The organism is Rhizobium sp. P2_G2 (assembly GCF_056403555.1).
In genome coordinates, this window is sequence record NZ_JBFUFF010000152.1 from 1 (window position 1) to 11,136 (window position 11,136).

11 protein-coding genes and 1 pseudogene are annotated in these 11,136 nt (G+C 59.2%); 6 read left to right on the top strand and 6 right to left on the bottom strand.

Features of this window, described 5'->3' with window-relative positions; genetic code table 11:
* The 3 genes and pseudogenes from AC1D06_RS39645 to traC form a co-directional block, all read right to left on the bottom strand.
* A pseudogene (locus AC1D06_RS39645) lies at window positions 1–491 on the bottom strand (Ti-type conjugative transfer system protein TraG); the annotation flags it as partial.
* The gene (gene traD, locus AC1D06_RS39650; RefSeq protein ID WP_477877346.1) at window positions 478–693 is read right to left on the bottom strand and encodes a type IV conjugative transfer system coupling protein TraD; all 216 of its coding nucleotides are present in this window, start codon (window positions 691–693) and stop codon (window positions 478–480) included. The gene traD and the pseudogene AC1D06_RS39645, both read right to left, overlap by 14 nt.
* 4 nt (window positions 694–697) lie before the next feature.
* The gene (traC, locus tag AC1D06_RS39655) at window positions 698–994 is read right to left on the bottom strand and encodes a conjugal transfer protein TraC (RefSeq protein WP_477877345.1); all 297 of its coding nucleotides are present in this window, start codon (window positions 992–994) and stop codon (window positions 698–700) included.
* Window positions 995–1,248: 254 nt separating this feature from the next.
* Here traC and traA point away from each other — a divergent pair, with 254 nt between their 5' ends.
* The 5 genes from traA to AC1D06_RS39680 all read left to right on the top strand — a co-directional run bounded on the left by traA (window position 1,249) and on the right by AC1D06_RS39680 (window position 8,390).
* Window positions 1,249–4,572, top strand: a complete 3,324-nt coding sequence (traA, locus tag AC1D06_RS39660; RefSeq protein WP_477991006.1) for a Ti-type conjugative transfer relaxase TraA — start codon at window positions 1,249–1,251, stop codon at window positions 4,570–4,572.
* A complete protein-coding gene (traF, locus tag AC1D06_RS39665; RefSeq protein ID WP_477877344.1) occupies window positions 4,569–5,135 on the top strand; it encodes a conjugative transfer signal peptidase TraF in 567 nt (188 codons plus the stop codon). The genes traA and traF overlap by 4 nt, the downstream gene beginning before the upstream one ends.
* Window positions 5,125–6,288 carry a conjugal transfer protein TraB gene (locus tag AC1D06_RS39670; RefSeq protein ID WP_477877343.1) on the top strand — a complete coding sequence of 388 codons (1,164 nt, stop codon included), beginning with the start codon at window positions 5,125–5,127 and terminating at the stop codon, window positions 6,286–6,288. The genes traF and AC1D06_RS39670 overlap by 11 nt, the downstream gene beginning before the upstream one ends.
* Before the next feature lie 15 nt (window positions 6,289–6,303).
* Window positions 6,304–6,912: a TraH family protein gene (locus AC1D06_RS39675; protein ID WP_477877342.1), complete on the top strand. Its 609-nt coding sequence runs from the start codon at window positions 6,304–6,306 to the stop codon at window positions 6,910–6,912.
* Between the two features lie 224 nt (window positions 6,913–7,136).
* Window positions 7,137–8,390, top strand: coding sequence for an ATP-binding protein (locus AC1D06_RS39680; RefSeq protein WP_477991007.1), 1,254 nt, complete (start codon window positions 7,137–7,139; stop codon window positions 8,388–8,390).
* A gap of 132 nt (window positions 8,391–8,522) precedes the next feature.
* Here AC1D06_RS39680 and AC1D06_RS39685 read toward each other — a convergent pair whose 3' ends face one another.
* Window positions 8,523–8,765, bottom strand: coding sequence for a helix-turn-helix domain-containing protein (locus AC1D06_RS39685; protein ID WP_477877340.1), 243 nt, complete (start codon window positions 8,763–8,765; stop codon window positions 8,523–8,525).
* Between the two features lie 172 nt (window positions 8,766–8,937).
* Here AC1D06_RS39685 and AC1D06_RS39690 point away from each other — a divergent pair, with 172 nt between their 5' ends.
* A complete protein-coding gene (locus AC1D06_RS39690; protein ID WP_477877339.1) occupies window positions 8,938–9,297 on the top strand; it encodes a transcriptional repressor TraM in 360 nt (119 codons plus the stop codon).
* Window positions 9,298–9,300: 3 nt separating this feature from the next.
* On the opposite strand, the gene AC1D06_RS39695 is transcribed toward AC1D06_RS39690, so the two are convergent.
* Window positions 9,301–10,002: an autoinducer binding domain-containing protein gene (locus AC1D06_RS39695; protein ID WP_477877338.1), complete on the bottom strand. Its 702-nt coding sequence runs from the start codon at window positions 10,000–10,002 to the stop codon at window positions 9,301–9,303.
* A gap of 204 nt (window positions 10,003–10,206) precedes the next feature.
* A partial coding sequence (gene trbI, locus AC1D06_RS39700) for an IncP-type conjugal transfer protein TrbI (protein WP_477991008.1) occupies window positions 10,207–11,136 on the bottom strand: 930 nt, incomplete at its 5' end.

An 11,136-nucleotide genomic window follows, 5' to 3' on the forward strand; every position in this document is an offset into this window, starting at 1 on the left:
CAATCGGCCTCACCGTGGAGCGCCCGTTGTCCCCGAATCCGTTTCGGTTCGGCCCGGGCGAAGGCGGCATTGCCGATCAGCGCGACGCGCAACGCGAAACATCCCGCCATCAGTGCCGCGGCCGCGCCGATCATCGTCGCGGGGTCGAGATAGGAGACGATGGACTTGCCCACCGGAACCCGCCCGGTGAAAGCGGCAAGACGTGTCGCCTCGCGCATCACCGCGATCATGATCGTCGCGATGCTTCCCGTGGCGGTGCCCCAGCCTGCGAACTTGATGTTCGTCGCGCCGGCGCTTGCGAACAGGAAGGTCACGCCGATCGCCGCGGCGGCGACATAGGGAGCGGCGATTCCAGCCCGGCCCAAGGCGAGCCTCGCGGCTTCCGTCTTGCCGAAGGTCGAAAGCCATTGCTCGACCCCGGCCATGCCGATGACGACCAACATCATGAGCACGACCGGGGCGACGGCGAGAGCAAACCTATTCGCCGTCATCGCTGAACGCCTCCGCCCCGATCGCGATCAATCGCGCCCGCTCGCCCTCGTCAGCCTTCAGCCGGGAGCTGAGTTCAATCAGCGCCCCGAGCAGGAGCGCGCGTTTCTCGTATCGCAAGCCTGCCTTGACGATCAGGCCGCCGAGCTCGATCTTCTCGCGAGTGTCCTTCTTGCGGGCATCGGATGTCGTCGTCCTCGCCATTCGCTCAAGCCTCGCCATTGCCGCTCTGAGCCGCGCCAGGCGGGACCGTCGCGGTCGAAGCGCCGGTACTGGCGGCCCCGTCGCCCTTCTTCCCTCCGGTCGAAACGCCCTGTCCTCCGCGAAACCGTGTCGCCAGATTCTCGAAGGCCGCCTGGAGCTCGCCTTCCTCGATCTCGATTTCGCCAAGGCCGGCCTTCAGTGCAATCCGACCAATCCGCTCGGCTTCGCGCGTTTCCGCAGCCTTGAGCTTTTCCTGGAGTCTGGCGATTTCGTCGCGGATCTTGGAGGAAGGCTTCTTCATTCCCGGTCGTCCTTTCATGCCGTTTCACAGTTTGAACGGCGTGAGATTCCACGAGATCGGCGTGCCGATCTACTAACAGAAATGCGAGTTGGCGGAGCCAACGCCTTTAAGCATGATCCCGGCCGTTCCGAAGGAGCGGCTTCCAAGGGCGCAATTATACGTCGCTGATGCGACGCTCTGCTTTTGTCCCCTGGCGGGGCCGCCGCCCTCGACGAATGCGTCGATTTCGTTTGCAATCGGGAGCTCAGACCGCCGTGGCCGTTCCTCATTTCTCCGTCAGTGTCGTTGCCCGCGGTTCCGGCCGCAGCGCCGTGCTGTCGGCGGCCTATCGGCACTGCGCCAAGATGGAATACGAGCGGGAAGCGCGAACGATCGATTACACTCGCAAGCTGGGCCTCCTGCATGAAGAGTTCGTCGTCCCAGCCAATGCACCTGAATGGCTGCGGGCGATGATCGCCGATCGCTCGGTTTCCGGTGCGTCGGAAGCGTTCTGGAATCGGGTCGAGGATTTCGAGAAGCGCTCCGATGCCCAGCTCGCCAAGGATGTGACGATTGCGCTGCCGATCGAACTGACGGCCGAGCAGAATATCGCGCTTGTTCGAGACTTCGTCGAACACCACATCACCGCGAAGGGCATGGTGGCCGATTGGGTCTATCATGATGCGCCGGGCAATCCGCACGTGCATCTGATGACGACGCTTCGGCCGCTCATCGAAGACGGGTTCGGCGCCAAGAAGGTCGCGGTTCTCGCGCCGGACGGCAATCCGATCCGCAACGACGTTGGCAAGATCGTCTATGAACTCTGGGCCGGAAGCCTCGACGACTTCAACGCGTTTCGCGACGGCTGGTTCGCCTGCCAGAACCGGCATCTGGCGATGGCCGATCTTGATATCCGGATCGATGGCCGATCCTTCGAAAAGCAGGGCATCGACGTTGAGCCGACGATCCATATCGGTGTCGGCGCAACGGCCATCGACCGTAAGGCGGAGCAGGCGGAAAAACAGTCATCGGCAGGCTCACCTAAGCTTGAGCGGATCGAGCTGCAGGAGGCACGACGAAGTGAGAACGCTCGTCGCATCCAGCGTCGGCCGGAAATCGTCCTCGACCTGATCACCCGTGAGAAAAGCGTCTTCGATGCGCGCGACGTGGCAAAAGCTCTGCATCGCTATGTCGACGATGCTGCCCTATTCCAGAGCTTAATGGCTCGCGTTCTGCAGAGCCCCGAGGCGCTGCGTCTCGAGCGCGAGAGGATCTCGTTTGCGACCGGGACCCAGGTGCCGGCGAAGTACACGACGCGTGAGCTGATCCGGCTGGAAGCGGAGATGGCAAACCGCGCAATCTGGCTTTCTGGGCGATCTTCCCATGGCGTTCGGGGGGCAGTGCTGGAGACGACGTTTGCGCGCCATTCTCGTTTGTCGCAGGAGCAGAGGACAGMGATCGAGCATGTGGCGGGACCCGAGCGGATCGCGGCCGTCATCGGTCGCGCCGGCGCGGGCAAGACGACGATGATGAAGGCAGCGCGCGAGGCGTGGGAAGCGGCTGGATATAGTGTCGTTGGGAGCGCGCTCGCCGGCAAGGCGGCGGAGGGACTGGAGAAGGAAGCGGGGATCGCATCGCGCACGCTTTCGTCCTGGGAGCTTCGCTGGAACCAAGGTCGAAACCAGCTCGACGCAAAGACCGTCTTCGTTCTCGACGAGGCGGGCATGGTGTCGTCGCGGCAGATGGCGCACCTGGTCGAGATGGTGACGAAGGCCGGCGCCAAGCTTGTCTTGGTCGGTGATCCGGAACAGCTTCAGCCGATCGAAGCGGGGGCGGCGTTCCGAGCGATTGCCGATCGCATCGGCTATGCCGAACTCGAAACCATCTATCGTCAGCGCGAGCAATGGATGCGCGACGCGTCGCTCGATCTTGCGCGCGGCAATGTCAGCAAGGCGGTCGATGCTTATCGTGCGAGTGGCCGGATAGTAGGCTCTGAACTAAAAGCTCAAGCCGTCGAAAACCTCGTCGCGGAATGGAACCGGGACTACGATCCGACCAAGACGACATTGATCCTCGCCCACCTCCGTCGTGATGTGCGCACGCTCAATGAGATGGCACGGGCCGAGCTCGTCGAGCGCCGCATCCTTGGCGAAGGATTCGCCTTCCGGACGGAGGACGGAGACCGCAATTTCGCGCCCGGCGACCAGATCGTATTCCTGAAGAACGAGGGCTCGCTGGGCGTCAAGAACGGYATGCTCGCCAAGGTCGTCGAAGCCGCTCAAGACCGCATTGTCGCAGAGATCGGCGAAGGCGAGCACCGCCGCCAGGTTACCGTCGAACAGCGTTTCTACAACAATCTTGACCATGGCTATGCCACCACGATCCATAAGAGCCAGGGCACCACTGTAGACAGGGTGAAGGTGCTCGCGTCCCTCTCCCTGGATCGCCATCTGACCTATGTGGCGATGACGCGTCATCGTGAGGATCTCCGCGTCTATTACGGCTCTCGATCCTTCGCTTTCGCTGGCGGCCTGATAAAGATCCTGTCGCGAAAGAATGCCAAGGAGACCACGCTCGATTACGAGAAGGGCAGCCTCTATCGCCAAGCGTTGCGGTTTGCAGAAGCGCGCGGCCTGCATCTCGTAAACGTGGCCCGAACCGTTGCCCGCGACCGGCTAGAATGGACGATCCGCCATAAGCAGAAACTGGCCGATCTTGCCGACCGGCTCCTCGCCATTGGCGCCAAACTCGGCTTCGCCAAAGCCCCCAAACCAACCCACTCGCAAAGCAGCAAGGAGACCAGGCCGATGGTTGCCGGTATCGCGACATTCCCGAAAACTGTCGAACAGGCGGTCGCCGACAAGCTCGAAGCAGACCCTGGTTTGAAGAAACAATGGGAGGACGTGTCGACCCGTTTCCATCTGGTCTATGCGCAGCCCGAAGCCGCTTTCAAATCAGTCAACGTCGACGCCATGCTGAAGGACGAGGCGGTCGCGAAAGACACGCTTGCGAAGATTTCCAGCCAGCCGGAAAGCTTTGGTCCGCTCAATGGGAAATCCGGCTTGCTCGCAAGTCGCGTCGAAAAGCATGACCGCGATCGCGCCGAGCGGAATGTTCCCGCGCTGGCCCAAAGCCTTGGCGACTATATGCGCCAGCGCAGCCTAGCAGAACAACGCTATCAGGCGGAGGAAGTGGCGGTCCGCCGCAAGGTGTCGATTGACATTCCGGCACTCCCTCCGAATGCGCGTCAGACACTCGAGCGCGTGCGCGACGCCATTGATCGCAACGACCTTCCGTCGGCACTCGAATTCGCGCTGGCCGACAAGATGGTGAAGGCGGAACTGGAGGGATTTGCCAAGGCGGTCGCTGAGCGTTTCGGTGAACGCACCTTCCTGCCCTTGGCCGCCAAGGACACCAATGGTGAAACCTTCAAGACGATTACTGCGGGCATGAGCCCCGGTCAGAAGGCAGAAGTCCAGTCGGCCTGGAGCCTGATGCGCGTGGTGCAGAAACTCAGTGCGCATGAGCGAACCGTCGAAGCCGTGAAACAGGCAGAGACGATGCGCCAGACCAAGGGTCAGGGACTGTCGCTGAAATGAACAAGCCTGACATGGAAATGGCGCCTGCGCGGCGGCCTCACACACCACTCCTTCCTGCCGTGGCGACGGTCACAGCAGTGCTTCTTGCTGCAATCGTGATGGCCGGGTTTGGCGGCTATCGGATCAACCTCACCCCGAGCGAACCGCTCGGTCTCTGGCGTATCGTCAAGCTCAATCGCCCACCTGCCGCTGGCGATGTCGTCTTCATTTGCCCGCCGCGGACGGCGGCCATGCAGGAGGCGCGCGGTCGCGGTTATCTGCGCTCCGGCCTTTGCCCGGGCGGCATCGCCCCGCTGATCAAGAAGGTGATCGCCATCGCCGGACAGCGCGTCGACATCGGCATAAGCGTCAGCATCGATGGACATCCAGTTCCTCGCTCCGATCTTCGGCATCGAGACGGATTGGGACGACCGTTGACGCCGTTCGGGGGCGGGATCGTGCCGGCGGGTCGCGTCTTCCTGCACTCGTCATTCGGGGGCTCCTACGATTCCCGCTATTTCGGTCCCGTCCCAGCCTCCGGCATTCTTGGTCTGGCACAACAGGTCCTGACCTATGCACCGTGATCAACTCGAACCAACGCTGCTGATCACCGCTGCGATCATTGCCGGGTCGGTCGGGTGGAGTGGTCACGTCCTACTGCTCCCCATCGCATTGGCGTTTCCAATTCTTTGGGCGCGAGCGCAAAGCAGATCTGTGGTGGCGCTCGTCTCTGCCGGGTATTTCCTGGCGGCATCGCGCGGTCTTCCACAAGGCGTCGCGGCTTTCTATGCGTCCGACCTATGGCCGGGCTTTGCTCTGTGGCTCTGCGCATCCCTAAGTTTTGTCACCGTGCATGCGATCCTTTGGACGAGGCATGCTCGCCTTCGTCCATTTCTCTATCTCATGGCGGCGGTGCTTATGGCGTTTCCGCCCCTCGGCATCACCGGCTGGGCGCATCCCGTGACGGCGGCCGGCGTGCTGTTTCCTGGATGGGGGTGGTGGGGACTGGTGGCAATGACAGCCGGCCTCATGGGCCTCGTAACCCGCATGTGGCCGGCTGTCGCCATCGCCTTCACGGGCTTTTGGCTTTGGTCCGCCGCGATCTGGACCGAGGCGCCTCTACCCGATGGCTGGCGCGGTGTCGATCTGGAACTCGGTGCATCTCTCGGACGTGACGCAAGCATTCAACACCACCGTGCCCTGATTGCCACCGTTAGAGACGATGCATCCGGCAGCATCAAAAATATCGTTCTCCCGGAAAGCGCTTTGGGCTTCTGGACACCGACCGTGCGCCGTCTTTGGCAACAGGAATTGAAGGGTAGCGAATTGACGGTCCTCGCTGGAGCCTCGGTCGTCCAGGCATCCGGCTACGACAACGTTCTTTTGACCATCACCGAGCACCGGAGCGATATCGTGTACCGGCAGCGGATGCCTGTTCCGGGTTCGATGTGGCAGCCGTGGCAGGTCTGGACGGGCGATAGTGGCGAAACCCACCCCCATTTCTTCGAAAACCCAGTGACCCAGGTCGCCGGGACGCGCATTGCGCCCTTGATATGCTACGAGCAACTGATCGTCTGGCCGATCCTTCAATCGATGACGCACGATCCGGACATCATCGTTGCCGTAGGCAACGATTGGTGGACTGCCGGCACGTCCGTCGTCGCAATTCAACGTGCCAGCTCTGAAGCCTGGGCGCGTCTCTTCGCCAAACCCCTCGTCATTTCCTTCAACAGCTGAGCTCTGGAGCCATCGATGCTGGACGCCATTTTGATCAAACAATGCGCGGATCCCTCCCTGAAACCCGCGATCGTCGAGCAATTCCTTGATGCGGTAGGAAATCCCGATCCACTCGCAATCACGGTGAAATCGGGGGGACGGTTGATCCTCGTTCCGAAAGCGACAACGACGGATCAGGCAATGGAGATCATCCGGCAGAGTGTGGGGCATGCAGTCGTTCGCGTGGGCCTCACGCAGTTTCCAGCTGGTGTCGGCGTGCAGGACGCATCGGAACTGAAAGCGGATATAGTCGAGCCCTGCGCGAACCTTCGCATGGGCACCACGATGTTCGCCAAGATCCTTCGGATCGTCGCCAAATGGTATGGAAACCCCAAGAGTGCGGACGTTTTCCCACAGATATTCGAGGACGCCGTTTATTCCTGGAAAACGGGCGAGTTCGAGGGAGAGAGCGTGTTTCAGGTTAAGGATCCGGGCAGTGCGGTAGTCGAGCAACCCAGCGGTGCCGTCCAGCGCGACGTGCCAACGACGGCCGATCAACCTGTTGAGCCAAGCGCGTCTTCTCAATCGAAGGTGCAAGACGCTGGCATCCGGATCGATCTTTCTCGGATCGGTGGCCAGCATTAGCGTTGGGTTGTCCTTCTATGCGGTCAAAATGCAGAAAATTAGTGCGATTCAAAAGCATGATATTAGTGTAACTCCCCAGAGGTTGGTCCGGGCCTTCAACCCTTACAATTTGTCAGGAGTGCGGTCCGAGCGAGGCTGACGTTGCTTTTAACTAGCCGTGGCGAAAATTAAAATTAGCCGGGCGTATACTTTAAATTGGCCGACGACTCGGTTAATGATAGCCGATGACAGACTCACCGCCACCGAAAAAGCTGATAGAACGAAAAGCCCGACCGATTGTTGAAACTGCGCTGGCTGACACACGCGTCGTGCTCATCGCCGGCCCGCGGCAAGCCGGAAAGACGACCCTTGCGCGACAGGTCTCTGGCTCCGATCGTCCATTTATCACCCTCGACGATCTCGGTACGCTTAATGCAGCAAGGACCGATCCGATCGGCTTTGTCCGAGGCATCAAACGGGCCGTGATCGACGAGGTGCAACGGGCGCCCGAATTGATATTGGCGATCAAGGAAAGCGTCGATCGCGATGATGAGCCTGGTCGGTTCTTGCTCACGGGCTCAGCCAATCTGGCCACCGTTCCTGCAATTGCAGACTCGCTCGCTGGTCGTATGGCTGTTGTCCCACTGTTGCCATTTGCCCAATCTGAGATCCGATCCACCCCGGGTCATCTGCTGGATCGGCTGTTTGCCGGAGAGGAGCCTTCTACAGGGGAGGACACGGTGGTTGGTGACGACCTGATAGCGACGGTGCTACAGGGCGGTTATCCAGAAGCTTTGCGCCGGCCGACGACCGACCGGCGGACCGCTTGGCTCGAAGACTATGTGGATTTGATCCTGGACCGCGATGTGCGCGACATCGYAAACATCGACCAGATAGACAGGCTCCCACGGTTGCTGGATGTCCTTGCGGAGCACGCCGGACAATTGGTCAACTACAGCAGTTTCGGCGCAGCGCTTGGATTGTCGAACATTACAGCACAGAAATATGTTGCTATCCTTGAGCGCCTCTTTCTGATCAGGACACTTGTCCCCTGGTCCAACAACCGGTTGAGCCGGCTCGTCAAGACACCAAAGCTTCACTTCCTGGACTCGGGATTGCTTGCCACTTTGCGAGAGGATGAGGCAGATGCGTTGCGCGACAACAAGACCCGATTTGGCGCTCTGCTTGAAAGCTTCGTGGTTTCGGAACTGCTGAAGCTGGCATCCTGGTCAGGCCGGCGCTTATCTTTCTCGCACTACCGAACGAGAGACCAAGATGAAGTCGACGTCATCATCGAGGATCGGCGCGGCAGGATCGTTGGCATAGAAGTAAAGGCGTCAGCAACGGTGAAATCTGACGATTTTCGCGGGCTGCGCCAGCTACAAGACGCGGTCGGCGAGCGTTTCGTGCGTGGGCTCGTCTTACACGATCACGACAGAGTCACGCCATTTGGAGAAAAGCTCCAGGCAGCGCCGCTATCGCTACTGTGGACCATGTGAGCCCCGGGCCAGCGGCGTTCGGCGCCAAACTCTACCAACCAACTCAAATACATCCCTTCCTCTGCAATTCGATCCGACGTGTCCATATGACGCACATGTCATGAAGGCGGGTCTTCAGCCGAAAGCTCTATATCACAGGTCGGATTTTCCATGGAGTTCGGCGTCATCAGCCGGCATGATCAGATCCACGTGGCTTACTCCCAGAGCCTGAGCAATTTCATAGAGCGTTATGACGGTCGGATTGCGTCGGCCGCGCTCGAGACTTGAGAGGTACTGCTGGCTGTAGCCAGATCGAGCCGCGACTTCCTCCTGCGTCAGGCCCTTCTCCCGACGCAGGCGCGTGAAGTTCGAGCCGACCAGTTTGCGCATATCCATGCGCGGAAGATCGCCGTTTACATACTTTAAGTTTATCAACTATAGTATGTAAGCGCCTTCCTAGGTGGCGACGCCAACCCTTTGCGAAAGTGTCCAAATTCGCTAATAGGCATCGCACGGATGTGACGTAGCTTGAGTAAATTGCGGTCTTCGCACGTGGCTTGGTAAATAGATGCAGTGGCGACCCGCACCGTTAATGCTGGTGGATAGAGTGCACGAAAAACACAACGACCCGGTTTCGCATGATAAATTGGTGTTGAGGCCCCTGATCGGCTTGCTGCGTGGCAGGGATCCGTCGGAAGTCGAGGAGTTAGTCGTCCAGGAAGTCGAAAAACACCGCCGCCTACGGGATGAAGCTGTGCGGCTCGAAGCGATGCTCGAAGCCTCGACCGGTGATGGCGATCGACACAATGAAATCGATCGAGCTTACGTCACCGCGATGATCGCAGTTCACGCTCAGCAAACTGTCGTCTCTACCCTTCTCGACATCCTCGGTTATGTTCCCGAAATGACGAAGCCGAAGGCGCACTAGCTGTTAAATGATCCCGAGCTCCTTCGCCATCGCGGTCGCTTGAGGAAGCGTCGACACGCCAAGAGCCGCCTTTGCATTTCGGATGAAGAAGGCAACATTCGCATAAGACGTGTTCTCAATGGTGGCAATCGCCTTCATGGATTTGCCTTCCGCAGACCATCTCAGGCAAGTAAGTTCATCTGCCTTTAAACGAACGGGCTGATGACGCGTTGGTCGCACGCGCAACAGTTCGAGGCGCGAGTGAACCTGACCGACAGCCGCAGCCGCAGCAACTGGATTCAATGACTGCTGCTCGGCGAAATCAATGTCATCGGATGCAAAGGTGAGCATGGCCCATCGACCAAACCCCGTTCTGATTGGGACTGAGACGCCGGATCGAATACCAAACTCCGAGGCCTCGTCGCAGAACGTTCGGTGGGTTTTCGTCATTTTCGGGGTCGCTCGATTCGACCAGGCGAACGCCTCCATCCTGCTGTGCGCGTCCCGCACAATTGGATCGATCTTTGAATAGTGGCGTTCAAAGTACCGCTGCTGCCACGCCTGCGCATAGCTGGAGATCGCCTTCGGCATCTCGGCTTGCAAACTCAGATAGGCATAGGCGCAGAATCCAGCGTTCATCGCCGCGCGCTGAAGCGCGAATTTGACGCCGCTTTCGTCCTGGGCAAGCACGACCACTTCAGTGAGCTTCTCAAACCATTGATTCAATTCACGTCCTCCCGTTTGAGGTAATGAACGCAACCAGGTTGCATGTTTCTTATTGGGCCTCAAAAATCGAGGCATGCTAGTGCTCTAACTGCGCTATCGCAGGGATCAAGCTTTCCCGTCGAAAACATGATTATATTAGTAATATTATCGCGAATGTGTGATTGTATCGCAACATTTGTTTTCAACCTCTGAAATAGGCTCCGCTCAGTTTTCCCTGTAGGCAGATGGGAAAATGATGTCCTGGTCGACAAGGACATTGAATTTGTAGCCAGGTCGAATTTGGATCGTCGGCTGGACGTCCAGATTCTTCGAGATCGTTTGCTCGGCGACCCGGCTGAACGATTCCGCGAAATTCCGCCTAGCAGCATCGGACGCCGTCTCTTGTGTCTCGAGCGTCGAACTTTGAGGCATAGACATGTCGATCCCGGTTCCGATCAATGCGACTAGGGCAGCCGATCCGAATGTTCGCCAGAGGTGGCGATCGACCTTGTCACTGAAACCGCTATAGCCCTCGGCATCGGTGCCGGCCATGCCGCCAATTTGTAGGGTCGATCCATTCGGGAAAATGAGGTCGGTCCAGACAACGAGAACGCGCTCCTGGCCAAAGGACACCTTGGAATCATAACGGCCGAATAATTTGGCGCCTTGCGGAATGAGCAGGCGGTAACCGGTAGCACTATCGTAGACGCTCTGGCTGACCTGCGCTGTGATCCTGCCCGGAAGATCGGAATTGAGGCCGGTGATCAAAGTGGCAGGAATGACCGAGCCGCGCTTCAGCTCGTAGAGGGACATCTGCGGTACAACCTTGTTCGGCAGATAGCCCAGGTCTTTGATATCCTGATTGAAGAAATCCTCCTTGGTCGCTTGGCCGTTCTGATCGACGGTCTGCCCCGCGAGGCCGGATTTCATGGCGGCGGCATAGAGATCGGATGCATTGCTCGTAGTCGCTGTCGTATTCTGACGGCTGGGATCGGTGGGATTTGCTGCGGTTTTCTCAACTTCTGAGATGTCGACTTTCAGCGGCGAATCGAGCGCCGTGGCGCGAGCCTGAAGCCGCGCCATCCGTTGGCGCTGCGCCTCGCGGATATATTGTTCGTCCTGCTCTCGCTTTAGCCGTTCCTTCCACTCCTCGTC

What these genes read in the sequence shown, in the direction of transcription:
- traD (WP_477877346.1), bottom strand. Translation starts at nt 693, where the DNA reads ATGGCGAGGACGACGACATCCGATGCCCGCAAGAAGGACACTCGCGAG.
- traC (WP_477877345.1), bottom strand. Translation starts at nt 994, where the DNA reads ATGAAGAAGCCTTCCTCCAAGATCCGCGACGAAATCGCCAGACTCCAG.
- traF (WP_477877344.1), top strand. Translation starts at nt 4,569, where the DNA reads ATGAACAAGCCTGACATGGAAATGGCGCCTGCGCGGCGGCCTCACACA.
- AC1D06_RS39670 (WP_477877343.1), top strand. Translation starts at nt 5,125, where the DNA reads ATGCACCGTGATCAACTCGAACCAACGCTGCTGATCACCGCTGCGATC.
- AC1D06_RS39675 (WP_477877342.1), top strand. Translation starts at nt 6,304, where the DNA reads ATGCTGGACGCCATTTTGATCAAACAATGCGCGGATCCCTCCCTGAAA.
- AC1D06_RS39685 (WP_477877340.1), bottom strand. Translation starts at nt 8,765, where the DNA reads ATGGATATGCGCAAACTGGTCGGCTCGAACTTCACGCGCCTGCGTCGG.
- AC1D06_RS39690 (WP_477877339.1), top strand. Translation starts at nt 8,938, where the DNA reads ATGCAGTGGCGACCCGCACCGTTAATGCTGGTGGATAGAGTGCACGAA.